Source organism: Armatimonadota bacterium, assembly GCA_036504095.1.
Taxonomy (GTDB): Bacteria; Armatimonadota; DTGP01; order JAKQQT01; family JAKQQT01; genus DASXUL01.
In genome coordinates this window covers 31,403-57,627 of record DASXVS010000068.1, presented here as the reverse complement: position 1 = coordinate 57,627, position 26,225 = coordinate 31,403, and the positions used below count along the sequence as shown (strand labels likewise).

At 60.6% G+C, this 26,225-nt stretch carries 16 protein-coding genes; 6 read left to right on the top strand and 10 right to left on the bottom strand.

Going from position 1 to position 26,225, the window contains the following annotated elements:
* Positions 1-373: tail fiber domain-containing protein (locus tag VGM51_15165; GenBank protein ID HEY3414376.1), on the top strand; the 373-nt coding region annotated here is incomplete at its 5' end.
* 342 nt (positions 374-715) lie between these two features.
* On the opposite strand, the gene VGM51_15160 is transcribed toward VGM51_15165, so the two are convergent.
* The gene (locus VGM51_15160) at positions 716-2,596 is read right to left on the bottom strand and encodes a hypothetical protein (protein HEY3414375.1); all 1,881 of its coding nucleotides are present in this window, start codon (positions 2,594-2,596) and stop codon (positions 716-718) included.
* Positions 2,597-2,983: 387 nt separating this feature from the next.
* Between VGM51_15160 and VGM51_15155 the strand changes: the two genes are divergently transcribed.
* The 4 genes from VGM51_15155 (at position 2,984) to VGM51_15140 (ending at position 11,996) form a co-directional block, all read left to right on the top strand.
* On the top strand, positions 2,984-4,087 hold the full coding sequence (locus VGM51_15155) for a glycoside hydrolase family 76 protein (GenBank protein ID HEY3414374.1): 1,104 nt from the start codon (positions 2,984-2,986) through the stop codon (positions 4,085-4,087).
* Between the two features lie 14 nt (positions 4,088-4,101).
* Positions 4,102-7,407, top strand: coding sequence for a glycoside hydrolase family 2 TIM barrel-domain containing protein (locus VGM51_15150; GenBank protein HEY3414373.1), 3,306 nt, complete (start codon positions 4,102-4,104; stop codon positions 7,405-7,407).
* 116 nt (positions 7,408-7,523) lie between these two features.
* Positions 7,524-9,731 carry a GH92 family glycosyl hydrolase gene (locus VGM51_15145; GenBank protein HEY3414372.1) on the top strand — a complete coding sequence of 736 codons (2,208 nt, stop codon included), beginning with the start codon at positions 7,524-7,526 and terminating at the stop codon, positions 9,729-9,731.
* 120 nt (positions 9,732-9,851) lie between these two features.
* On the top strand, positions 9,852-11,996 hold the full coding sequence (locus VGM51_15140; protein HEY3414371.1) for a GH92 family glycosyl hydrolase: 2,145 nt from the start codon (positions 9,852-9,854) through the stop codon (positions 11,994-11,996).
* 39 nt (positions 11,997-12,035) lie between these two features.
* Here VGM51_15140 and VGM51_15135 read toward each other — a convergent pair whose 3' ends face one another.
* From VGM51_15135 to VGM51_15095, 9 genes are all read right to left on the bottom strand, one after another.
* On the bottom strand, positions 12,036-13,130 hold the full coding sequence (locus VGM51_15135; protein HEY3414370.1) for a hypothetical protein: 1,095 nt from the start codon (positions 13,128-13,130) through the stop codon (positions 12,036-12,038).
* 136 nt (positions 13,131-13,266) lie between these two features.
* Positions 13,267-14,139, bottom strand: coding sequence for a c-type cytochrome biogenesis protein CcsB (gene ccsB / locus VGM51_15130; protein ID HEY3414369.1), 873 nt, complete (start codon positions 14,137-14,139; stop codon positions 13,267-13,269).
* A gap of 125 nt (positions 14,140-14,264) precedes the next feature.
* Positions 14,265-15,683 carry a cytochrome c biogenesis protein ResB gene (locus tag VGM51_15125; GenBank protein ID HEY3414368.1) on the bottom strand — a complete coding sequence of 473 codons (1,419 nt, stop codon included), beginning with the start codon at positions 15,681-15,683 and terminating at the stop codon, positions 14,265-14,267.
* 34 nt (positions 15,684-15,717) lie between these two features.
* Positions 15,718-16,887 (bottom strand): GNA1162 family protein, encoded by a 1,170-nt coding sequence (locus VGM51_15120; GenBank protein HEY3414367.1) that lies wholly within the window; start codon positions 16,885-16,887, stop codon positions 15,718-15,720.
* A gap of 199 nt (positions 16,888-17,086) precedes the next feature.
* Positions 17,087-18,784 (bottom strand): hypothetical protein, encoded by a 1,698-nt coding sequence (locus VGM51_15115; GenBank protein ID HEY3414366.1) that lies wholly within the window; start codon positions 18,782-18,784, stop codon positions 17,087-17,089.
* A gap of 17 nt (positions 18,785-18,801) precedes the next feature.
* Positions 18,802-20,346, bottom strand: a complete 1,545-nt coding sequence (locus VGM51_15110) for a cytochrome c3 family protein (protein ID HEY3414365.1) — start codon at positions 20,344-20,346, stop codon at positions 18,802-18,804.
* Complete coding sequence (locus VGM51_15105; protein HEY3414364.1) at positions 20,331-21,353, bottom strand: cytochrome c3 family protein; 1,023 nt, start codon at positions 21,351-21,353, stop codon at positions 20,331-20,333. The genes VGM51_15110 and VGM51_15105 overlap by 16 nt, the downstream gene beginning before the upstream one ends.
* Before the next feature lie 52 nt (positions 21,354-21,405).
* Complete coding sequence (locus VGM51_15100) at positions 21,406-22,359, bottom strand: NHL repeat-containing protein (protein ID HEY3414363.1); 954 nt, start codon at positions 22,357-22,359, stop codon at positions 21,406-21,408.
* Between the two features lie 305 nt (positions 22,360-22,664).
* The gene (locus tag VGM51_15095; protein HEY3414362.1) at positions 22,665-24,746 is read right to left on the bottom strand and encodes a hypothetical protein; all 2,082 of its coding nucleotides are present in this window, start codon (positions 24,744-24,746) and stop codon (positions 22,665-22,667) included.
* On the opposite strand from VGM51_15095, the gene VGM51_15090 reads away from it, so the two are divergent.
* Positions 24,745-26,124, top strand: coding sequence for a redox-sensing transcriptional repressor Rex (locus tag VGM51_15090; GenBank protein ID HEY3414361.1), 1,380 nt, complete (start codon positions 24,745-24,747; stop codon positions 26,122-26,124). The two genes, VGM51_15095 and VGM51_15090, sit on opposite strands and share 2 nt — an antisense overlap.
* The last annotated feature ends 101 nt before the right edge of the window (positions 26,125-26,225 follow it).

Here is a 26,225-nt window from a genome sequence, read left to right as displayed (position 1 = left end):
TCTCTCGGACGCCCGCTACAAACAACGCATTCAGACGGTGCAGAACGCGTTATCCAAGGTCGAATCCCTTCGTGGCGTTTCCTTCGAGTGGAACCCCGATACCGGGCGGTCGTTTCCCAAGGGCCCTCAGATCGGGTTCGTTGCCCAGGAAGTGCGTAAAGTGCTGCCTCAACTCGTGAGTGCGGACGAGAAGGGCTACCTGTCGGTGCAGTATTCCAACGTGGTGCCTGTGCTGGTGGAAGCCATCAAGCAGCAACAGACCCAGATCGCCGCCGCGGGTCGTGCGAACGCCCGCCTGCAGGCTCGGCTGCGAAACCTGGAACTGCAGGTGCAGTCCCTGGCGGCAGGCAGATCTCACCAGTCAACCCGCTGAAGTCTCTCTGCATAACGTGACTTCTGAACGTCACCCGAGTTTCCGGCCTGGATGCGTCACCAGTCCAAGGCGGGTGCGCTGCCGGCCTGTGGTTCCCCGGGGTAGGCACACTCGCCGGTTCGAGTGCGGTCTCTCGCTCTAAATGTGAATCCGAGCGGCGAAACAGGCCCGCGAGGGCCTCTTACGCTGCTCGGATTCTCCCTGCGCAGAGATGGCAGCCTCCTGCCACTTGCGCCGAATCGACCGGTGGGTGCCGACTCATACGGCGAGATCACATTCCAGATCCGCCCCGATCGAGCATCATACCTCGCTATACGACTCGCCGCAGCTATCGGACGCCCCCTATGAGCGGGGCGGAGGGGCCGCACGGTAGCCTATCCTCATGGACTCCGGCTTGCCAAAGAGCTCCGGCCTCAGATAATGCCCTCGGTCCGCTCCCTTGTCCTGCTCCACCTCTTCCGGATGGGCCTGTATATACGCATCATTGCGCACGCCCATTACCTGCCAGGATACCTGTACGTTGGGTACGTCCGTCCGAATCTCGAACCGGTTGCCCTTCACTTTGCGGCTGACCTTCGCCTGCGCAAAGCCGACGCTGTCACCGTCTTCGACAATGGTCAACTGGTACCGGTAATCCTTGTTTTCGGCTTCGAAGTATGCAGGGAGTCTCACGACCGCCTTCCCGTCCGCGTCCGTGATAATGTTGCCGCTGTAGATGTTGAGAGCGTCCGGACCTTCGGCACACGAGTGAACCAGGTATTTGTTCGCCGGGTCAAGCGGGTCGTCTATCTTGAAGTGCTTGTACCCGCTCACAACCAGATCGTCGGAGCGTACCGCGCCGTATACGAGGACGTCGCCATCGAATCGTCCTGCGGCGTTCGCCAGCCGGTTCTCCGCAATGCCCCATATGCCATAGGCGCTGCCGCCGGCCGCACTTGGCGTGAAACCGAGAATGCCGGCGCTTGCGCCATTCAGGTACGTCCCCAATTCCCCATAGGCGCGGACGCTGTTCTGTCCATGAATTCCGATAGCCCCCGTACTGTCGCCGGTGCCCCAGACGCCAACGCCTCCCAGCGTGCTGCCGTACACGCCCTTTGAAGAGGAGTCCCCGCTGGCCGTACCCACCACACCGATGCTGGCGGCCCCTTGCGCCGAGCCGTAGATACCGTATGCGCCGGGAGCGTCATTCTGCCCGAAAAGGCCCGCCCTACCCGAAACGTGCGCCACACCTGAAACGCCATTGTTACCGGTGCCGAGGCCATTGCTCAAGCTCTCGCCGTAGACTCCCGCCCCCACATTACTCACCCCTACCACGCCGGTACCATTGGCGCTGATACCATAGGCGCCGGCCCCGCCGTTATCGCTGCGTCCGTAGATGCCATTTCCTGCTCCCGCGCCATTGCTGACTCCGGCCACACCCGCCTGGCCGGCGGCCTGGCTGTAACCGATCACTCCGTTCCATCCTGTGCTGTAACCGGCCAGTCCGGCGTTCGCGGCGCTGGTCCCCATCACGCCCACATTGGCGCTGGAATCGCCCCAGATCCCCGCAACGTAGGGCGGGCTGTACCCGCTCGAGGATCCCTGCTGGCCGTAGATGCCCCAGCCGCTGTAGCTCTGGCCCACCACGCCAAAACCGTTTGCGGAATCCCCTTTCACCCCGAAACCGAGACCAATGGCGGGCGTGAGACCGGCGGATGTGCCGCTCAATCCGTACACTCCGTTCCCAAGCTTGCCCACGCCCGAGATGGCGGTGCCGCTGTCGGTATCGGTGACGGAGAGGGCCGCGCCCGGAGCGGCCACCGACGCGGAGCCGGTGAACGGAAGCGTAAGGTTGGCGGCCCCGGCACTGAGGGCGTATGGCACGGCCTGCAGCGATACGCGCGGGGCCATCGGAGCCGCCTCGCCGGAAACCTGAATTTCCACGAAGTAAGGGACATTGAACGCCAGCGCGCCGAATGCAGTGGGCGCGCCTAGCGACGTGGTGAACAGCCCGCGTGCGCCGGATACGCTGACGGGCTTGTTCGTCTCGGTCCAGAGCAGGCTGCCGCCGGACAGCGCATCGTAGAGCCGAAAGGTGACGTTGTAGGACCCGTCCGGTTTCGGAACACCGGTGGCGTTTGTGAGTATTCCCTGCATGGCGATGGTTCGCGGAATCTCTGCGTGAGACGCCCCCGGCAAGGCGGCGATGATAAGCATCAGTGCGATTGTGAATCCAGTTTTCATAATTGACCCCACGTCGAAACACGGGGCCAAGCGCGTGCGTTTCACACCTCGCTTATCTGTTTAATAAGACTCGGTAATCCTCGCCACCACAAGGGACCCAATCGCATGCCGGGGGTGGCATAAAATGCAGGCTCCGCTCCCGGAATTGCGCGGCCGTTCGGCGACTATTGGTTCGTCCAACACGTCAAGCTCTGTGGGAAGCTGGAATTCTGATAGGCCACAAAGCGCCGAAACTCGCGCATATCCTGTAGGGTGGAAGCGCGTCCTCGCGCGCGCGTTCGCCTGAGTTCCGCCAACAACATATGCGCCGACCTCTATGCCGCTCACAATGCGCCCAGATGGTTTCCCGATCCCCTCGGTCCAAACGCAGATTATGGAGGATAACGTATGCTTCGTACCCTGATGAGTGGTCGCCGCGCCGCCGTGCTGATCGTTGCCGCCGGATTAGGCTCAATGCTTCCGGCCCGCCCCGCCCGCGCGGTCACTCCCGCGGATGCGGATCTCGCGTTCCGTTCACTGAACAAGGTGTACTGGGATACCGGCACCAAGTTCTTCCGCAAGGAGGAGCAGGGCCCGCGGAAAGCCGATTTCTGGTTGTCGGCGCAGCTCTGGGACACGGTTATGGACGAGTACGACCGCACGCACAGCGCGGAGGTCAAACGCCAGATCCGTGACGTCTACGATGGTTTCATCAAGGAATACCCGGACTGGACCACCAACAAATACAACGATGACATCATGTGGTGGACCATCGCCTGCACCCGTGCCTATAAGATCACCGGGGATAGTCGCTACCTCAAAAAGGCAAAGGCCAGTTTCGACTTCGTGTACGACAACTTCCGGGATGAAAAGATGGGCGGCGGGGTCTACTGGCTCAACGAGCGGACATCCAAGAACAGTTGCATCAACAGCCCGACTGTCATCGCGGCGGTGAGGTTGTCTGTGCTCCTCAAGGACGCCGCCTACCTGGCCAAAGCCAGAAGCCTGTACGAATGGCAGAAGAAAACGCTCACCGACGGCGCCGGCAAGGTCTTCGACGCGATCAATTTCAACAAAATCCGCCAGACCACCCGGGTCAGCACGTTCTCACTGACATACAACCAGGGGACTTTCATCGGAGCCGCCGTCCTTCTGTATCAACAGACTAAAGACAAGACGTACCTGGAAGATGCGATCAAGACGGCGGAATGGACCAAGGCCAACCTCTGCGTCACGGACCAGAGGATACTGAAAGACGAAGGCCAGGGTGACGGAGGCGCCTTCAAAGGCATCCTCATTCGCTACATGAAACTGCTCATCAATGAATGCGGTCGCAAAGAGTTTCTTCCGTGGATGAAGGCCAATGCCGACACCGCGTGGCGCAACAGACGGCCGGCCGATAATATCATGGGCAATGACTGGTCCGTTCCCACGGGACCCGGTATCCAGAGCCAGACGGCCGGCAGCGCCGCGACAGTCGTCATCGATTTTGCGGACGACAAGCAGAAATAAGGAAAACGAAGACGATGCGAGAGCAGTTGATCACAAGCATTACCCCCCATTCGCCCTGGCGCGCGATGCTGCTGACGGCGTTGATCGGCTTGATGGCCGGCTTCCTGGCGAGCGCAGCCCGCGCGCAGGACGCCCCCATCCCGCCGGGACTTGAAGACCTGCAGGTGACGGACGTCAACAAGGAGGCCGCACACGCCATCCTGATGCCCTACACAACCCAGCGGCAGGCGCTGGCCGGCGTACGCCGCGAGTCGCCGTGGGCGCGCGACCTGAACGGCCCCTGGAAGTTCAACTGGGTCAAGACGCCCCAGGAGCGCCCTGTGGATTTCTACCGGCCGGATTTCGACGTCAGCGCGTGGAAGACCATCCCGGTGCCCTCTTGCTGGCAGACCGAAGGCTACGGCACGCCCTATTATCGTAACCTCGGCTACATCTTCAAGGTAGACCCGCCCCATGTGATGAGCGAGCCGCCCCGAAACTACACAGCCTACGTCGAGCGCAACCCGGTGGGCAGCTACCGGCGCGACTTCGAAGTCCCCGCGAACTGGGCCGGCCGCCGCATTTTCGTGACCTTCGACGGCGTCGACTCCGGCTTCTTCCTCTGGATCAACGGCGAGAAGGTCGGCTATTCGACGAACAGCCGCAACCCGGCCGAGTTCGACATCACGAAATACGTCAAGCCCGGCCGGAACATGGTGGCCGTCGAGGTGTACCGTTTCTGTTCGGGCAGTTACCTGGAAGACCAGGACATGTACCGCCTTTCGGGCATCTTCCGCAACGTGACCCTCTGGAGTTCGCCGCAGGTCCACGTCCGCGATTTCTACGCAAAGGTTGACCTCGACGGACAGTACAAAGACGGCACGCTCGACGTTACGGCGAAGGTGAAGAACTATGGCGACGAGCCTGCGCCCGAACGGGCGTTGAACGTAACGCTCTATGGTACGGACGGCAAGCCGGTGGCGGGCGCCGGCGGGCAAATCACCGTTCCGGCGCTCAAGGCCGGCGAAGAAACCACGCTAGCCATGAGCCTCAGGGTGGCGAATCCCCTCAAATGGACGACCGAGACCCCCAACCTGTACACGACGGTCCTCAGCCTGGAAGACGGTGGCAAGGGCGGCGAATACCTGTCGACCAGAACCGGCTTCCGCAAGGTGGAGATCAAGGGACCAATCTTCATGATCAATGGCGTGCCGGTGAAGCTCAAGGGCACCAACCGCCACGAAAACTGGCCCGATACGGGGCACTATGTCACCGAGGAGCGGATGGTCACCGACCTCAAGTTGATCAAGGCGATGAACGGCAACCACGTGCGCACAAGCCACTACTCGGACGACCCGCGCTGGTACGAGTTGTGCGACGAGTACGGCATTTACCTGGTCGCCGAGTCCAACTTGGAATCCCACGGTTACGGCCGCACTTCCAGCGAGGAGCGTTTCCTGAAGGCCTACACCGACCGCCAGGTGCGCTCGGTCCAGTCCCTGAAGAACTACGCGTCCATCGTGATGTGGTCGCTGGGCAATGAATCCTCCAACGGCGACAATTTCCGCAAGGTGATGCCCCTGATGCGGGACATCGATCCGACCCGGCCGATCCACTACGAAGGATTCGGGACCGGGCCGAACAACCCCGCGGACGTAGACAGCCGGATGTACCCGGATCCGGGGGATGTCGAACGCGCCGGCCAGGACCCGGAGCGCACCAAACCGTTCTACATGTGCGAATATGTCCACACGATGAACAACTCGCTGGGAGCGATCGGCGACTACAACGACTTGATTGACAAGTACCCCGCGCTCATGGGCGGAGCCATCTGGGAATGGCAGGATCAAGCGCTCTGGAACGACCGCGATAAGTCGAGACCCCCGTTCCTCGCCTACGGAGGCGACTGGGGCGACTATCCCAACGACGGCCTGTTTATCATGAAAGGCGTCGTCTTCGCCGACCGCACCCCCAAACCCTGCTACGCCGAGGTCAAGCGCGCCTACCAGTGGGTGGGCTTCACAGCAACGGACCCTGCCTCGGGTAAGATCGGTATCTTCAATAAATACCAGTTCACCAACCTGCGCAAGTTCAACATCACCTGGAATGTCATCGAGGATGGCGTCGTGATACAGCGTGGAAAGGCCGCTCCGCTGGACGTGGCACCGCTGAGCGCGGGCACCCTGGAACTGGACATCAAGCCCATCGTGCCCACGCCGGGCGCAGAGTACCTGCTGAACGTTGCCTTCACGCTTTCGAAGGATGAGATGTGGGCAAAGAAGGGCTATGTGGTGGCCGAGGACCAGTTCAGGCTGCCGGCGGCAGCCAGGCCGGAGCCGACCGCACCACGCGGCCCGGCGATTCAGGTCGCCAGGAACGACAACGCCATCACGCTCACCGGCCGGGACTTCAGCGTCAGTTTCGCAACGGCCACCGGCGCCATCAGCGACCTGGCATACAGCGGAACGGAGATCGTCGCCGGTAAGGCCGGCCCGAAACTGAACGTCTTCCGCGCTCCCCACAACAAAGACGACATGTGGGCGGCAATGCCGAGCCGCGGTCGTGGTGGCGCCACCGGCAGCCCCGGCTGGTTCGGCTACGGGCTCGACGCGCTGACCATCGACGTGCCGCCAACGATCGAGGTCACCCCGCTTACGGAAGGCAGCGCCGTGAGAGTAGCCGTAACCGGTCTCACCTCCTCCGGAAAGGCCTCCATGGCTTTCGACCAGCAGGTGGTCTATACCGTTCTCGGCGACGGCACGATCGTCGTCAATGAAAAGGTAACGCCGAAGGGACCGGCGAACCTGGATCAAATCGTTCTGCCGCGCATCGGCGTGAAGCTGGCCGTCAACAAGGAACTGAACCGCGTCACATACTACGGCCGCGGGCCGGACGAGAATTACAACGACCGCGACCGCGGCTCCTACGTCGGCCGCTACACGAGCACGGTGAAGGAACAACTGCCGCCGTATGTGAAGCCGATGGAATGCGGTAATCACGAGGACGTCCGGTGGTGGGCTCTCACCGCCGCGGACGGCGCCGGCCTCATGGCCATCGCCCCCGAAGCCCCGTTGCAGGTCTCATCGCTGCCGTATGACGACGACACGCTGTACCAGGCGAAGCACACGATTGACCTGGGAGAGAGTTCGGCCACGACGCTGTGCCTGAGCGCCGCGACATTGGGCGTCGGCACGGCGGCCTGCGGGCCGGCCACCCTGCCCAAGTACCGCGTTTACGCAACGCCGGTGAGCTTCACCTACGTGCTGCGCCCGGTGCCCGGCGGTACGAAAGACCTGGGCGAAATCGCCCGCCGCGCGCTGCCGGTGCTGTCCGGCGAGTGACCAGGGGGGGCGGCCCGCTAGGGGTTGGTGAGGCTATGAACGACAAATTGAAATACCTGACGATCGTTGCAGCGTTCTGCGCAGCGGTTCAAACGGCTCAAGGCAGGAGCGCTGAAATGAAAGATACTCCGGTAGATACCATCTATCCGTACATCGGCACGATCAATCCCAAGACCCGGGGTACAACACCGGTCATCAAGGTGCCCGGGGGTACCGTGGGGCTATTTCCATCGTTTTCGCCCGAGATGGAAGATATGTACCTGGCCGACAAGATCTACGGCTTTCCACTCGGCGCCGCCAGCCTGATGGTGACCACCGGCGATGTCAGGACGGACGCCGGGGCCAACGCTTCATCGTTCGACCACGATCTGGAAACGGCCACTCCGTACTACTACCAGGTCCTTCTCGAAGACTCTGATATCAACGCCGAGTTTACGCTCACCGACCACGTCGTTGTGTTCAGATTCACGCTGCCGGCGAACCAAACGTCGCAGGTGTTGCTGAGTATGCCGGGCACCGCCGGCGTCGAAATCAAGAACAACAGGGTCATCGAGGGGTCGGCCGCAGGCGGACGGTCGGGCCGTCGGGGAGGTCCCGCAAGCGAGAGCTTCTACCACGCGGAACTGAGCAAACCCGCGGCGGTCTGCGGAACCTGGCAGGGCAGCGAAATCAGCCCGGGATCCACATCGACGACAGGCAGGGGTATCGGTCTGTATGCCGGCTATCCCGCCGCCGCCGGAAACACGACAGTGGAGGTGAAGATCGGAATCTCCTCCAGGAGCATCGATGAAGCCCGCGCGTTCGTCGGGGCCGAAATCGGGTCCATGTCCTTCGATCAGGTGAAAGAGAAAGCCAGGGAGCGGTGGAACGATGAACTGGGCCTGATCAAGGTCGAGGGCGGTACGGAGAAGCAGCGTTCGCTCTTCTACACCACGCTGTACCGCACCCGCTCGCTCCGGATGGGCAACGTTTGGGACACCTACCGCTGCGCCTACCCGCTTCAATCGCTGATCCACCCCGATGACACCCTGAAAGCGATTCGAGGCTTTGTCCAGGCGTACGAGAATACGGGCTGGCTGCCGGATTCGGGAGCGATGATCGGCCACCATTCTACCGCGGTGATCGTGGACGCCTATATGAGGGGCCTTAGCGATTTCGACGTGGCGAAGGCATATGAAGGCATGCGGAAGAACGCCATGGAAGCCACGATGATCCCCTGGAAGGATGCGGGGCAGATCACCGAGCTGGAGCAGTGCTATTTTGACAAGGGGTTCTACCCGGCGCTTCCGGCGGATCCCGCCAGGGTGAAGGCGAGCCAGGAGCGGAGCGACGATCCGCTGACACGATTGCCTTACCAGGTGAAATGGCTGCCGGAGATCGGGGTCGATGAATGGGTCAAGGAAGTCGATCCATGGCACCGGCGGCAATCGGTATCCGTGACCCTCGAGCATTCCTACGATGACTGGTGCCTGGCCCAGATGGCGAAAGCGCTGGGAAAGGAAGACGATTACCGGCTCTTCATGAAGCGCGCCCACAACTACCAGAACCTGTTCAATCCGGCCATCGGCCTGATGGCGCCGAAATCCGCGGATGGCAGGTGGGTCGAGCCTTTCGATCCGAAGTACTCCGGCGGGTTCGCCGGCGAAGGCTACTTCGCCGAAGGCAATTCGTGGGTCTACACGTGGCACGTTCAGCACGACGTGCAGGGGCTGATCAACCTGATGGGCGGCCGCGATAAGTTCATCGCCAAACTGGACACTCTTTTCCTTACGGGGCGAACGATGGACAAACTCGCGTTTCTGGGGCAGTTCCCCGACATGACCGGCCTCATGGGGATGTACTGCCAGGGCAACGAACCCGCCTTCCACATTCCGTACCTGTTCAATTACGGCGGCCAGCCATGGAAGACCCAGCGTAAGGTCAGGGAGATCATGGACCTTTGGTATGACACGACGCCGGCGGGCCTGAGCGGCGATGAAGACGGCGGCGCCATGTCAAGCTGGTACGTGTTCTCCGCAATGGGCCTCTATCCCCAGTGCCCCGGCCGGCCGATCTTCGACATCGGGAGCCCCGTATTCGCGAAAACAACGATAAACGTCGGCAAGGGAAAGACGTTCGTCATCGAGGCCAAGGATGTCTCGGCGCAAAACAAGTACATCCAGTCGGCTTTGCTCAACGGAGCCGCCCTCAACAAACCATGGATCAACAATGACGATGTGGTGCGCGGAGGTAAACTGGTGTTCCAGATGGGCCCGCGCCCGAACAAACAATGGGGCAGTTCGCCCGATGCCGCGGCGCCGTCAATGTCGCTACCAACAACGTAAACTGGTAGTGTCGGCGTCCCGCCGACATCGCAATTGCCCGGTCCTACGCACCATTCGCCGGCGGGGAAGCCGGAGCTACTGCGGTGGCACTGGAATGTCAGTGTAAAGGATTTTTGGTTTATGAGCGGAATGCTAACACACGCGCTTCTGGTGTCCATCGGCCTGCTGCTGCTCGCGGCAACCGCATCAGATGCCAGAACGCAGCTTACGGATTGGGTGAACCCGTTCCTGGGGACCGCCACGTTGTGGGACAAGGAAGATCTGGGCTTCACGCCAACCCACAGGACGTGGGGCGCGGAGGTCTTCCCCGGATCATCGGTCCCGAATGCCATGGTTCAGTTGAGCCCGGTCACCAAGTTCCACAGCGGCTCCGGCTACCAGTACGAAGACACTTCCATCCAGGCTTTCACCCATACCAGCAAGGGCCACTGGAATCTGTGCAATATCCCGCTGATGCCTGCGACCGGCGCCTTTACCCCCGATGACTACAGTTCTCCGTTCAGCCACAAGAATGAGTCCGCCCACCCCGGCTACTACCAGGTCTACCTCGAACGTTACGCCGTCAATGCCGAACTGACCTCCACGCTTCGTTGCGCCTTCCACAAGTACACGTTCAAGGAAGGGGAGAGCAAGAAGCTGATTGCCGACCTCTCCATCTCCAACGAACGGGTGAGGAATCACGAAATCCGGCAGGAAGGTGATAACGCCTTCAGCGGCTTTCAGCAGACCGGCGAGACGATGTACTTCTACGCCACATCGAATCTCAAGATTACCGCCTTTGAATCGCTGAAGGAGGGTGCGAAGGAGATTTCGGTCGTCAGTTTCGCGGATTCCCCGGAGCCCGTCGAACTGCGGATCGGTCTCTCATTTGTGAGCGTCAAGAACGCGAAGGAAAACCTCGAGAAGGAGATGCTGGGCAAAACGTTCTCGCAGGTTCGAAACGAGGCGACGAAGACGTGGGAAGCGCTGCTCTCGAAGATCAAGGTGTCCGGCGGCACCGACCGCCAGCGGGGGATCTTCTATTCCTGCCTGTACCGCTCCTTCCTCTGGCCTGCACTGCGAAGCGACGCGAACGGTGATTTCATGGACAAGAGCGGGAAAGTCGTCAACAAGGGCTTCCGCTACTACACGGATCCGTCGCTGTGGGACGACTACCGGAACAAACTCGTCCTGCTGGGGATGCTGTCCCCATCGGTGAGCGTCGATGTGATCAAATCCCTGATCGATAAGGGCGAGAAGACCGGATTTATCCCCACGTTCTTTCACGGCGACCACGCCGCTCCCTATATCGCTGGAACGTACCTGAGGGGCATACGCGGATTCGACATCAAGAGCGCCTACCACCTGCTCCTGAGAAACGCCACCATCGAAGGCGGGACGCGACCGCATATCGCCGAATACATGGAGAAAGGCTACATATCGGAGCCCGACCTGGCAAAGCCCGTCCTTCAGACCGTCGCCAACGCCGGAGTCACAAAGACCCTCGAATACGCGTACGATGACTACGCCGTGGCGCTGCTCGCCAAGGAGCTGAACGATACCCCGAACTACGAGATGTTGATGAAGCGGACGGGCAACTACAAGAACGTCTTCGACCCGTCAACCGGGTTCATGCGCGGACGCCTCGCGAATGGCGACTGGATCAAAAACTTCGACCCCGAGTACCCCTACTACGAATATATGTACCGCGAGGCGAACGCCTGGCAGTCGTCGTTCTTCGTCCCGCACGACGTAAAGGGTCTGATCGGCCTGTACAATGGTCCCGAGGCGTTTGAGAAGAAACTGGACGACCTGTTCTCGATTCCCTGGAAGGGCATGGAGGCCGACAACCTGTCGTGCTTCATCGGGCAGTACTGCCACGGGAACCAGCCCGATCACAACTACGCGTTCCTGTACTACTTCGTCGGCAAACAGGAGAAATACCAGGCCGTGCTCGACACGATCCTGGACCGTTTCTATGACATGGGCAAGGAGAAGCTGGCGTATTGCGGGATGGACGATGCGGGCGAAATGTCCTCGTGGTACGTGTTCAACGCCATCGGAATGTATCCGTTCTCGCCGGCCGATGAGGACTACATCCTCTCGGTGCCGTTGTTTGACAAGGTCGAACTCAGCCTCGGAGACAAGGCGAAGTGCACGATTCTCAGGAAGGGATCGGGCCGAAAAATCAGCGGGATAACCTACGACGACCGCAAAATCGACGGCTATTTCATTCCCCACCACGAACTGATCCGGGGCAAGGAGCTCGTGATCAACACCAGGTAGCGGCGCCATCGATGGCCGGAGCGGGCAGGGCCTGTCGTCTTAGGGTGATGCTTTTGACGCGCCTGAGGCGCGTTTCGCCGTCGTGTCAGGCGATTCGCCTGTCTTCAGGGCCAGCGTCTCATACGGTGCGAGTGACAGCCGGAACGTACCGCCGTTGACCTTCACCACGCGGCGCGAAAACATGGAGCTCAGGCTCGTGGCGGCCAAGCCTCGCACCGTCACCGTTGCGCCGGCCACTGCCGCGCTTGTGTTGACCAGGGTCACGAGCGTTCCGTTTCGGGTTTGCCGCGCGCGAACCTGTGCCGTCGGTGGCGAAACGGTGACGGTCAGCTCACGGCCGTCCGCAGTAAGCCACGGAGCCAGCGCCCCGATCTCGCGGTTGATGGGACCCAGGCTTTCCCACGTCTGCGGCGCCTTCGGCCAGTACGGGAAGTACATGATGCCGTTCGCACGGTGAATGAGCTCGATGTAGACCATGCAGCGGACCTCAGCCGGCGTCGGCTGCGCCCACTTGCCGCCCTCCGTCGCCGGCCCGCCGAACACCTGCACGTAGGGCCACAACGGCCAAGTCTCGCCGTGTACGCGCCGCGCTTCGTCCATGAACTTGCCCACATGCGTGATCGGCACATCGCGCGCCGCCGTAATCGGGTACACGTCTGTCATCGTCAAATCGCAGGCGTCACGGTACTTCTCGATGGCCTCCCATAGATAATGGCAGAGGCCGATAGGGTGATCCGGATCGGCCGTCTTCACGGCGAGGTAGCGCTCCCGCTCCGACACCGGCGACTGCCCATGTCCCTCGGGTTCATCGTCGAGATACCACGCCAGCAACGCCGGGTGGCCTTTAACCGCGGGGAACCACCGGTCGGTCGTCGGGCAGATCGCCATGAGGCCATGGGCCGCCACTTCGTCCAGTTGGGCCGGTGAATGGTGCTCCGTGAGCAGGATGGCCGTATTGAACCCAAGGCGTTTCATGTCTGCGAAGACCGTGGGATCGAGGGAATAGGTATATAAACCGATCGGGAAGAAGGGCCGCCCGTTCACGAGCGTGTTGCCCGACGGATCGAACCTCACCGCTCCGCGCGTTTCGGCGCCAAGGAGCAGTACCATGGCAAGCAGCGCAGCGTATCTCATATCGCCTCCTTACGCAGAAGCAAGCCGGGCAGCAGGTTGCTGCTCGGCTTGCACTGCGATCCAGTCCGTATGTTCCGGCGGTCGCGGCCCGGTCCCGCGCTCCAGCACCCGACCGAACAGCCTCCGGATCCGACCGCTATTTCCCGGCGTAGCTGTGCAGCCCGCCAAGCAGGAAACTCACACCGATCAGCGTAAACGCCGTCGCGGCGAACCCGATGATCGCCAACCACGCCGACCTCTGGCCGCGCCACCCCATGGCGGTCCGCGTGTGAAGGTATGTGGCGTAAATCAGCCATGTGATGAACGACCACGTTTCCTTCGGATCCCAGCCCCAGAATCTGCCCCAGGCCACCTGGGCCCACACGGCGCCGATGATCACCAGGAGGGTCTGCATGAGGAATCCGAAAGCGATGGTGCGGTAGATCGTCTGATCAAGCACTGCGGCCGACGGCAGTCTGGCATCCCAGAAGGATTTCTGCGCGGGCTTCCCCCCCGGCGCAGCGGCGTTTCGGTCGATCTGGGTTCGAACCAGGTACATGATGGCCAGCACGAACGCTATCAGGAACGCCCCGTACGCAAGGATCGCGCTCCCCACGTGAGGGACGCGCCACGCGCTGTGGAGGGCCGGCATGATGCTCTCGTCGATCCCCTGGTGTATCTCTTTGCCCAAGAGCTGGGTGAAAAGGGCGAAGGCCGCGATCAGAGGCACACAGAACGCCCCGAACGACGTGCTTTTGGTGAGGGCTTCCATCGCCGCATACACCGCCGCCGCCGCCCAGGTGAACGAAAGCATGTACTCATACAGGTTCAGGAATGGCGGCCTGCCGATGGCGATGGTGATGACCACGAGCGAACCCGTGTGCACAAGCAGCGCGGCCAGAAAAAAGCCCCGGCCCAGTTTCGCCAGATTCGTCTGGTTCTTGAACATGCCGGCGATATATATCGCCGCCGCCGCTAGGTAGATCCAGAATGCCGTCTCAAACAGTCTCAGCCCCAGTTGTTCTGTCATATATCCCTATCCTCCACTTCCGCTGTCCGCGAAAATGGCTCAACCGATATTATCTCATACAGACTAACACACAGTTCGCCCGAATCTCCCCTTTAGCTCGGAGTGCCGGAGTACCGGCTGCCGAATCATGCCAGCGAGTCAGACAGGCGTTTCAGGTCCTTGTCCATCACCGCCGGATCGGGTTTCGACGTTCCGCCAACAACCACGTTCACTGCCTCGCCGGACCCCGTGATGCTTACCCTGATGGACTTATGCGTCACGTAAAAGCACAGCAGCACGCCAAGCACGGCAAGCACGAAGCCGAGATAGACCACCGGCAGGGCGGGATTGCTGGAAACCTGCAAGCCGGTGTATTTGACCACTCGGTCCAGCGTCACTGTATAGCCCTTGTACTCAGCCGACTTCGACACCGTCAACCAGCCCAGCTTTCCCCACGCATCCATCCCCTTATACTGCGGAAACCGGTCGTTGATCATCACGTTGACCGCGGGGTTCAATGGCAGCGTGCTTCGGCCGCCTTCCATCCCTTCTACGTAGTCCGGGACAAGGTTGTGCACGAACAGGGTAAGGTTCTTCCCTGCCAGCGGAAACTGCTTGAACGGCTGGCCGGCCACGCTGTATTTCCTGCCCTGGTTGGTGTCATCGGTGCTGATGTCGTACCCGATCTCCTGCACCTGGCCATCCGGCGCGGTCACCTTCATCACAAGCCCAACCAGTCCGTAGTCCGACTGGTAAAACGAGAGACCGTTGTACGTGAGCGGGTGATTCACGTCGATGGTTCTTCGGGTCGTCGCCTTGCCGCCGTCGTAGACCTGAAGGTCGCTCTTGTATCCAACCGGGCTGTGGTTCTTGTCGTAAGTGATTGTGAAACTGTTCAGGCCTACCTCGAAGCCCATCGGAGTCTTCACTTTGCTCTTCATGTCCCTCGGGTAGTACCCGGCGGCGCGCTGGCCTTCAACGATGTTCGTGAATCCTTCTTTTCCGAAGTAGTTTCCGAAAATCGCTCCGATGAAGATGATGAGCAGGCTCAGATGAGTGACGTGCGGGCCCCACACGCTGGCGCGCCCCTTGTCGGCATAGATTGAAACGGCGCCGTCGGAGGCCTCGGTATCGACACGGTAATGCATCGATCGAAGCGAACGGATCACCTTGTCCGCAACGGAATCTACAGCGCCGGCGCAGGTCACCTTCTGCGACCTTGACATCATCGAAACCAACGCCGGCGATGCGGCCGCACTCGGCCTGAACCCGGTCCGCCAGACAAGCCCGAACCGGTTGATGCTGCACACGGCCAGGTTGATGCCGATAAGCAGGACCAGCATGGAAAACCCGGTGCTGCCATAGATGGTTTTCCCTGTTCTGTCCTCGATGATCGTGCCCGCGATCGAGGTCGCAGCCAGAAGTAGGAGAAGCACGATGGCCGTCTTCATCGAGCTGAAAAACGCCCACAATGCCTCCAGGGCGCCGATCTCTTTCTCTTCGACCGGCTGCGCTGCCCCTGCCCCTGCCTGATGCGGATCTTCCTGGTAGTTTCCGTTGATCACTAGTCAAACCTCACCCGTCCCGAAGCGTGCACTGCTATTTTAGCAGTGCGATAATCCCCTTGCCGACAGCGTCCACGTCCGCCTTCCTGTCTTTCGGGCCACGGAGGTAGATGCCGAAGCGGCCAACCGCCACGTCCAGATGAACGTAGCCGAAACCGGATTCGCCGGTAAACGCCGGCAGAGTCTCAAACGTAGTCTGTTGCGCGCCCGGATTGTATCCCTGGACGAATTTCTCCGCGGTCGCGACTTTCAAGTAGTCAACAAGCTTCACATCCACGGATTGCCCGCGGTCCCCGACGACGTACTTCGTTTCGATCGTCCCGTGGAAATGCTTCGAATAGTTCACTTTGCCGAGTTTCGCCGTGCCAATGTCCTTCAGCAATGCCGTAAGCGCTTTTTCGCTGTAGGCTGCGGACTCGTCACGATATTTCGCGTTTGACGGCGGCGTCACGTCCGGTGTAGGCGTCGGGGTGGGCGTCGGCGTGGGGGTGGGAGTCGGCTCAACAACCGGCGGCGCAACCGGCTCCGGAACCGGCGTTGTCACCGGCGGGGTCGGTGCGACGGTCGGCGGTGTCACATCAACGGGAGGCGAAGACATCGCCGCCGTAATAGCCGCTCTGGACTTCGCCAGGGAGGCTGAAAACGCCGCCACTGCCCGCTTGGAGAGCTTTCCGATCGACGAGACGCGGCCGATGTCGAACACCTTGACGTTATCGGCTCCCGTCTTGCTGATCGTTCCCGCCCACAGGATGTCGGCGTTTCGCGGGTCAATGAGCCGGGCGCTGAACGAGACGGATGGGTACGAGTCGGCCCCGATCCGGACCTCCCCATACTCTTCGACCATCCCCATGATGAACGCGTCCGCGTTGAGTTTGGGCTGGAGTTTCTGGCACGACTCCAAGGTTATGCCGTCGACGAGGCGGATCCCTTCGGAGCTCATCGCCGAACTGACCACGCCCGGTTCCACTACGTCGTAGTCGCCGGTGGACAGCAGGTAGGTGACGATGGTGTTGGTGACGGTTCGGCCCGCGTCCTGATCCCTGCTGACGTTGTCAAACGGCAGGACGGCCACTCGGAGGCGCTTTCCATTCCGGGCCTTCACAAACAACTTGGTGGACGGTCCTCCATCATTGCACCCTGAAACGATGGGCATCGTCACGATTAATGCGGCAAGCATCATTCCGACTGGAGTTTTGATTTTCATGTGATTCCACTCTCGAAGTGCCCTGTTGCGGACAATCGAACCAACCCGGGCCGGCGCCATGAAGTCTCCCCTCACGAACGCCGCGTCGCTTATCGAACTGTTTTCCGAACGCTTACATTCGGCCCCGTTTTGATTTGTCCTTCATTTGGGCGATGTATGTCAACAATCCCTGTTAGGGTTTGTGCGTGAACGCACAAACTCAGTATGAAGACGGACTGAGTACGAAACCCATCCTGAGCTGCCTATGCCACTCGATGTCCGTGATATTGCTGGCCTGGAAATCGTAGGCAATATCCAGGGTGGCGCCCCTCGCAATCCTGTGGGTCAGGCGCATGGAAAGCCCTCTCGTATCCTGGCCCAGGAGCCCCACGTTCGTGGGGTCGAACGGCCGGTACCTTTGCAGCGAATAGTTCGCCGTGAAATTCGTGGCGGATGTGATCTGCCACCTCAGATTGCCGGAGGGCGCAAACGATTTGTACGCCCCGCTTCCCGTGTTGTTCTGGTGGCTCATTCGCAGGTCGAGGCCAACGTCGTATCGAGGCTGCCACGAGACGTCCACATCCGCCGTGTCGCCGTATTGGAGAAGCGGCTCTCCCCCGGACACCTCGGAGCGGAGCCTGTTGCGCCGGAACGAAGCGCCCACCGAGAGTAACCTCGAAGTCCTGTCCCTGATCAGGAGCCCCTCGACGGAGCTGTCGAACAGGTCGCCGCCCCCGGCCGAGGACTTGCTCCTCCCGTAATTCAGATTCAAATCGGTGGTCGGAGAAAGGCTCGCCTGCAGCGTTGATTGCAGCGACTCCTGAGTCGCATGGTAGATCGTGGTGGATACATCGAAATCGGAGCGTGTGTTTGATACGCTGAACAGAGCCGCGTCACTGAATCGTGCGGTGAGCGCGACACTCCGATTCCTGGAAACACTGCTGGGGTAGCCGAAATACGCCCTGCCCGACTGCGTCTGACGGTCATCACTGGCATCCAGGGACAGACCGGGCAGGATTTCCGACCGTACGCTCCAGGATACCAGAGCATTGTCGTTCGTTCCCGATACCAGCCCCACCTTCTGACGATCCGCCTGTGATTCCAGCGAAATATCCGCGACAAGGGATCGCAGCGGCGTCACGGTTAGCCGCAGCACCCTCCGGTTGGTATCGGTCGATGAGGAGGATGCGGAATACTTGACATCTGTCGCCGTATGGCTCAGTTCGCCGTACACAGTGAGGCCGGTCATCAGAGAACGGTTGAGCGTTATCGCGGACGACTGGCTGCCCATTTGGATACTGTTTGCCCCGGAGTAATCAAACCTCTGCCGGGAGCGGTCGACGGTGAAGCGCAACGGCGCCATGTCATAGTAACTGCTCATCAGCCACGTGCTGGTTGTGTAGTTGCCCGATGCTCCGCCGTAATTCGTCCCCGATGTCTGGCGTTGAAATTGCAGGCTTACGGCCGGATAAGCAGGCTGCCTCAATAAGAGATCCGCATGGTAGTTCGTTGTATAGCCGGTCGATTTCGTGGATAAACCCGAGGACGTGGTGTATGAGTTGTGGTCAATCCGACTGCTCAGCATGTACTTCGGGTCGGTGCTGTACAGGTTCAGCGTCCAGCCCCTGGAGTTCTGGCGGAAATTGCTGTCGCTGCTGTCAATGCCTTTGAACGTCAGGTCGCTCATAAGGGATGAAGCGGGCAGAAACGGCCTTCGCAGTGTCAGGGTATAGTCCGTCGAAAAATGGCCGATCCCTGTAGCCGACGTTCCTTTCCTCTTTACCTGCGCGAAATCGTACTCCGTCTGCGCCTGGAAATCCAGAACGCCCGCACGAACGGGTTCCGCCTGTGCGGCGATAGCCAGTGTCAGGAGTAAGAGCAGGGCCCGTCCGGGCGTTATGATTTCGCGATCGCTCAAAATCGTTGATTTCCGCGTCAGGGTAACGGGTTTACCGGCGTTGCCGTCTGGTGGGCGTCATGGCAGCCCGCCTTGCAGCTGTTGACTGTGTATGCGCCGCCATCCTGGTGAGAGTACGCCTGGATGCCGCCCTTCTGAAGGGTGTAGTTAATCGGATCTGACTGGTAATAGGGAGCCCCGTCGGTCACGTAGACGATCATATGCTTGCGCTTGAATCCGTGCGGGACCGCGGAATGGCACTGGAAACACCCCGCCTGGGCGTGGCCCGCCAGGCTGTGCAGATTGCCGGTATCCTTGCGGAAATTCGTTGCCGTTCCTGTGCCGCCCTGTCCGTACGTGTTCCAATCGTGGCAATCAAAACAGGCGTCCGACTGCGTGCCGGTGGCGCCCGTGTTGTCAATAGCCCCTGCCTGCGCCTTGAAGCGCTTCTTCAGCAGGAAGCTGAACATCGATCCGTGCGAACCCTGAACGTCCCCGGTACTGGGATCGCCCGCGTGGCAGTCGCTGCAAGCCATGGCCGAGTTGGGGCCCCACTGGTTGATATAGGCAGGCGGGCTCGCGGTGCCGAAAACGAAGTCCTCCGACGGAACACTCAGTTCCGGCTGGCCGGTGACATTGTGGTACGCTGGGTTGTTTGGATTGAACTCGAGCGCGTTGTTTGATTCGAGCATTCCATCCGCGGTATACGGCGCCTGGTTGCCCCACGCGTAATCGGAATGGCATTTGAAGCAGAGGTAGGACTCAAGTTCGGTGGATGTGCTCTGGAACCTCTCCGTGACGTAACTCGACGGCGCAATCCATGCGGTTCCGGAAAAGACCGGCCGCACTCCCCAGGTGCCCAGCATCAATTCCCCGATGTTGGAACTGCGGGCCAAACGGGGCGCGGTCTTCCCGGTATGCGTGTTGTGACAGTCCGCACATTCAACGTGACGCGATGCTCCGCTGAGAAACTGATTGGGCCGGCCGCCGATAGAGCCGAACTCGGCGGCATCGTTGTGCAGGCGCTCGAAATTCGCCACCGCGTGGCCATACCTCTGCCGGGAGGGTGTTTCGATGTCCTGCGCTCCTTGCGGCCGCAGGCTCGATCCATGGCACGTGTAGCAATTCTTCTCTTCCAGTTGAGCGGTCAATTTGGGGAACATTCCGCGAGAGTCGCCGGCCCCGTGAGGGTTGTGGCACTGCACGCACAGGCCGACCGGGCGCTGATTGAAGGTGACCGTTGAAACGGAGTGGCCGCTTTGCGAGTATGCCGTCTGCCCCGAATAGGTTCCCGCCTCGGTGGCATGGCAGGTGAAGCACAGATTGTCGTCATTCGCCACCCACAGCCCGAAATCCTGCGGGTTCGTCCCATGGCTCGTGTGGCACTGCGTGCAGTCTCCCTGTGGCTGCGCCAGATCTCTCTGAACGCCGAGCGTGGGGCTGCCGTGCTTGGTCTGGGTGTAGAATCCGCCGTCTGCAAACAAACTGACCGGCAGCGCGATCGCCGCCAGCAGCAGGCAGGCGCGTCCGGCAAGCCGGGCCCATTTCGTCGCGGTTTTCGACATACCTATTTGAAATGGCACTGCTGGCATCCTGAAATCATGTCGGCTCCGGCCTGCTGAAGCGGCCAGACCGTGGCTTGTTTGTACTTGCTGCCGTGGGCCTTGTGACAGCTCAGGCACGAGACGGTGTCGGTGCTACCGGCGATGGTGTTGCTGCCTGTGGGAGATCCGTACCGTACTCGCGGGATGCCGGGAATGGAGTCATTCACATCGCTTCCGAAGCCCGTGTTCGGCCCGCTGCCGGGTGAAATCCAGTTGGCGGAGTCCGTATGCTTGCCGATGCCCCCGATCTGAACGTCGGTCGGATGGCCCCGGAAATGCGCGGGCGCGCTGCCGGCGCTGTTGGCCGCAAGCAGGTCGTGACAATCAGTGCACCACGCATTGATGTTGTTGTTCACGTAGAGCGAAACGTTCGCCGTATCATACGCCACCGCGGGGTTCGGGTTTTGCGCGTTTACAGGCGTCGTCTCTTTCACTTGCGTGCCGATGACGATGCTGTATGACCCCGGATGCGCGGGATTCGGGTCGGGCAGCAGGTTCCTGTAATTGTCGTTTCCGTGCACGTCGTGACAATCCGCACAGGTGAGCCCGCCGCTTTTCGTGTAGCCGGAGGACAACGGAGCGCTGACCGAAAACGCCGGCGCCAGGTCGTGACCGTACGGGGAACTGGCCGTAAGGTAGTCGCTCTGGAAGAACCCCGCGCTTGACCCAAATTTGCTGGTGTACAACGTGGTCACCGTGTCCGTAGGGTTGCTCGCGGTGCCGGAAGCCACAATATCGGGAGCCTGCGGGTCGGTTCCGTCGTGGCAGCTCATGCAGAGCGAAACCTCTCCATTGGAGTTCTTGAGAAGATGCGGTGTGGGCGTCCACGTTTGCCCGCGCACGCTGGCATGGGCGGTGTGGCAGTCGGAACACGTATTCTGCAGCGGCCCGTGATACTCGCCAGCCCGGACGGCGCCCGTGGCCAGCAGGCAAGCTGCCAGTACCGCCAACGTGATCAGGGAGAGGCTGTTATTCCGTCGCAACACGATATTGATCCTGCTTAGATTCGATGACGACACCCGGTGACACCCGGATGAGCTAACTAAACGGTTCAAAGGGCCGGTTGAGGGTGAAGACCTGAAGCCTTCGCGCCCCAAACTCCAGCACGTACACTCGCCCCAATGCGTCTTGCGCCGCGGCGACGGGGTAAAACAAACTGCCTTCGCCCTGGCCATAGGCGCCAAACGATCTCAGAAACAAGCCCGACCGGTTGAACACCTTCAGGCTATGCCGCGGCTTATCCACAACCCACACCTGGTCATGCCGGTCCACGAATACGCCCGCCGGGAAGGAAACGGCATCGTCCGCCTCGCCGTGAGCGCCGAAGCCGTAGATATAGGCGCCATTTCGATCGAATACCTGAACGGCCGTTCCAACGGCATCCGTAACGTAAATCCTGCCCTGTTTGTCAAAGGCGACATCCTGGATCAGCTTGAATTGCCCGCGCTTGTCCCCCACTCCACCGAATTTCAGCTTGAACTTTCGATCTTTGTCGAACACAAACACCTGGCAATTTGCGCGGTCAACCACGCAAAGGTTGTCATCGCGGTCTATCGCTATCCGTCCTGTTTTCGGCGGGTCTTTCCCATATCCCTTGTCGTCCGGCAATTCCAGGGTGCTGACCTCGCCCTTAGAATCGATGATCTTGATAGGGCCGCCGTCGTTCTCCGAGACGAAAACATCGCCGGCGCGGTCCACCGCCAATCCGATGGGCGCCTTCAACCCATTTGCCGCTCCATACTGGAACTTCGCAACACCCTGGAGGCTGAAGGCGCTCACGACGCCCGCCTTCTGGTCGGCAATGTAAATGAGGCGGTTGCGTTCGTCCAGCGCCAGAGCCGATGGCTCGGTGAACCGCGTATTGGCGCCGTAACCGGTAATGCTGAAATACTCGCGGAAATCCGGTTGCGCTCCAGCATCAAACGGTGCGGCGAACGTCTTTACGGTGCTGAGGGTGCAAAGCAGGGCGAACGCGCCCAGCCGAAGCTTCACGGCACTACCGCCCCGAAAACGGAGTCCGGAGCCAACCGGATTCAGCCTCATTCGGCTCCGTCCGCCTTATCCGAATCGCCAGAAAATCGAGCCATCGCCCGCCTCTCCTCGCTGCGAACCCCGCAGCATTCATTTGGCCGGGTAACCACCTTCAGAGACAGCGTGGTCATCACGTACGGGCGGAATGTCCAAGAGTGATGGTATATTGTTGCGGCCACGCGGGCGTTTTGCATATCGGGTATTTGGGAACCAGACGCAGTACTAAGGTACTGCATCGGCTGTGAGATTTGCCGTCGCAGGGCACGCTACTTCTTGAACAACGGTCCCTGAACCTTCCCGGTCTTCATGTCCCGGACACATATCCTCTCGTGGAAATTCGAGAGGTCAACGAAGGCCATCCTGCTGCCGGTCGCGTCCAACGCAGGGAAACTCGAGGGCGCCTGGACAACCTCACGGAGGTCACTCCCGTCCGCTGCGATGGAGACGATCCGAGGCTCCCCGTTCGCGACCGAGGTGAACAGTATCCTTTTCCCGTCCGGCGTGAAGGCCGGCGGATTCGTGCAGTCCGCGTAGTACACGCCAAATTCGGTGTTGACGGCTTCGGAATACACCGACCGCTCCGAGCCGGGGACCAATCCACAAAGCCATATGTCGAGGCTGACTTTGCCGGGCACATTGTTGTACGCCCAGAACAGTATCGTCTTGCCGTCGGGCGACCATGTGGGATTCGCAACCGTCCGAGCGCCGGCGGCGTCGGACGCTGCGGATGTAAGCTGCCTCAGTTTCGATCCATCGCTGTTCACGAGCCAGATCTGATTGTCCCTCACAAAGGCCACGGACTTGCCGTCCGGTGACGCGGCCGGCCAGAGGTCAACGGTGGTGGGGACGGGCGGTTTGGCAACGTTCACCTGCGGCCCCATCAAACCAAGATCGGCGTGCGGGTTGCCTGCTTCGGCGTTGGTTTCAGTTGCCGCACCCGCGACCACGTGCGGCGGGGCGGGGGCTTTGCCGGAATCGGCTTTAGGCGGAGCGACGGCCTTCGTAGTCACGGTCCGTTTCTTGGAGCCATCCGGATGGAGCGCCGATACCAGCGCGTCACGTCCCACCCATTCGGTGACGATCATCTCGTTGCCGTTCCATCGGACGCCCTGCACGGGGTTGGTCACCTTGGCCAACGGCGTAACCGGGACCTTTCCGCCGGACGGGTCAACCTTCAGCAAGCGGCCGCCGTCGCTCAACATCAGGGCCTTGCCGTCGGCGGACCACGAAGCATCCGGGATATCACGGCCCTCGATCTTGGTAAGCGCTTTGCTTGTGCGCCCCGCGGGAGAACCCGTGTACAGGCTCACGGAATGAAGAACGTCGGACGTGAAAGCGAACTCCTTGCCGTTCGGCGACCAGATGGGAGACCAATACGACGGGCTGCTGCTGTCGGTGAGTTTGGTCAACGACTGCCCCGTGTTGCTGCACGTGTACATCTCGGGGCTGTACGAAGTGGGCGTGGTCACCTCGAAGGCGATGCTCTTCCCGTTGGGCGAGAGCGCCGGCTCCGAAGCGGGTGTCGCCTTCGTCGTCAGCCGGGTGAGCCCCTTGCCATCGGCGCCCACGGACCACACCGCAGGCTCACTCTTACGGTTCGATGCAAAGAACAGGTGGCTCGCGTCCGGCGACCACATCACCTTGCCGCCGTCGAAGGTCGTCACGGCGATGGACTTCTCAGCCTTTGCCTTGAGGTCCACGACCACGATCTTGAACCCGCTGCGGATGTCGGGAACCGCGATGGCCAGGGATTTGCCGTCCGGTGAATACACCGGCGAGCCGCAAAAGCCTTTATAGAGAAGCTTCACGTCTTTTGTCGCGATATCGGCGGTCCAGACGCTGGTGCCGGCGGATTTGCCTACCACGAAGGCTATCGTGCCGCCGTCGGGCGACCAGGTCCAGTCGCGGCACCAGAATTTCGAGGTCAATCCGGTCGCCCCGCCGCCGTTCGTCCGGGCGTAGCCCACGTCGATAGAAGACCCGTCCTTCGCCACGACCCCGTACGTAACCAACGAGCCGTCCGGCGACCACACCGGACCGACGGCGCCTCTTGGCAATGCTTCAACGGGTTTCTCGCTCCCTGGCGCGCCGGCGGCATCGATCCGCATGAAGGCAGACTCGCCCGAGCGGAGCGTCCCGAAAACGATGGTTTTCCCATCGGGCAGCCATTGGGGCTCGTGCGCGCCCCTGGTCGTCATCTGCCGGAGCCCTTTCTTGTCGGAGCCGATCACCCAGAGATTGGGTATGCTGTGAGGCGAACCCGACAGGAACGCGATTCGGGTGCTGTCCGGAGACCATGCCGCGCCCCAACCGCCGTTCGGCAGCGCCGCAACAGCGCGTCCGGGCATGGTAAGGCTCACCGGCGCAAGCAAACAAAGAGACAGAATAGGCCTGAAATTGCGCAAAACTTCGCTCCTGCATACGATAGACCGGGCCTTATCGGGAACCGGTCAGTGGTCGCTGGGTACGCCTGATTCCGCGTGGCGCAATGGCGATCAACGCGAGGCCTTCACGGCGCGGCGGCCCCGGAAAACATTGTACCCTCTTGAACTATACAACGTCTTCGGAGTCCGCGCAATAGCAGGGCGCCTGCCGCCACGGGGGAATTCGGCGATTACTTACGTATGTTCAGGCCGAAAAGTACTCCTTGCTGGACTTTGTGAAATAGGGTATAATGTTTTCGTCAGTGAATCGGGGCTCAATTATTCGTACAGGCGGGTCATCGAGGTTTTGTCGTTGGAAGAGCGTTCACGATGTGGCTTGTTCGATTGCAGCAACTGCAAGTATCGCCGGCAGGCTACTTGCCCGGGATGCGATCGGGGCAATCTTTACTTGGAGCAGTGGGGTCGCACCCCGTGCCAGATCTACGCCTGCGCGAGCGCCAGGGGTATTCAGGATTGCAGCGTCTGTACCACCATCGTTTGCTCTCTTCGGGTGAATCTCCATAACATATGCCCGTTGCGCAGTGGATCGGAAGATAAGTCACATTGGATCTGGCGGATCGCCCGCTATCTCGAAGACAAGGGGACACCGTGCCACGATCGTCCCAGCGTTCCGCTCAAGACACTGATGCGCCTTCGCTGGTATGCTGCGACGTTGGATTCATTCTCCGACCAGGGGATAGAGATAATCTCTTCGCGCGAACTGGGGGATCAGGTGGGAGTTGGCGCCGCGATGGTGCGGAAGGACCTTTCCTGCTTCGGAGAAACCGGTAGGCCGGGGATCGGCTACAACGTTGCGTTTCTGCGGGAGAGAATTCACAAACTTTTTGACCAGCACACCTGTCTGGTTGCTTGGATTGGGGCCGAATGGCTGACCAATGTGTATGCGATGTTCGACTCCACCCTGGATCTGAATTTCCGCGTGGTGGCAGCGTTCGATCCCAGACCTGAATGGATCGGAAAGAAGATCGGCGATTGGGATATTCGTCCGTTAAGTGATCTGAAGACGCTGTTAGGCGAAGGAAGCATCGACGGAGTTGTGCTGGCGATTCCGGAAAACGCCAGGGGCATCGCGGATTTTCTGATCGAGGCCGGCGTGAAAGGTATTTTGAACCTCACCTCGGTGACGTTGACGCCGCCACCCCACGTGAATGTGCGACAGGTTGACATGATCGGCGAGATGATGGCGCTCGCTATGAAGGTCAGAAGTGACGACACCGTGGTCTCTGCGCCTATCCGCAGGCATCACTTGAGAAGACACGTTGAACTTCGGCAGAGTTCATAACCCGTTTATGCGCAATCTTGAGCCGGAATGCGCCATTTCAACGAGCGACCGGAATTGCCAGCCCGGCCGACCATTAAGAGTTAGGTGGCCGGGTGTTTTGA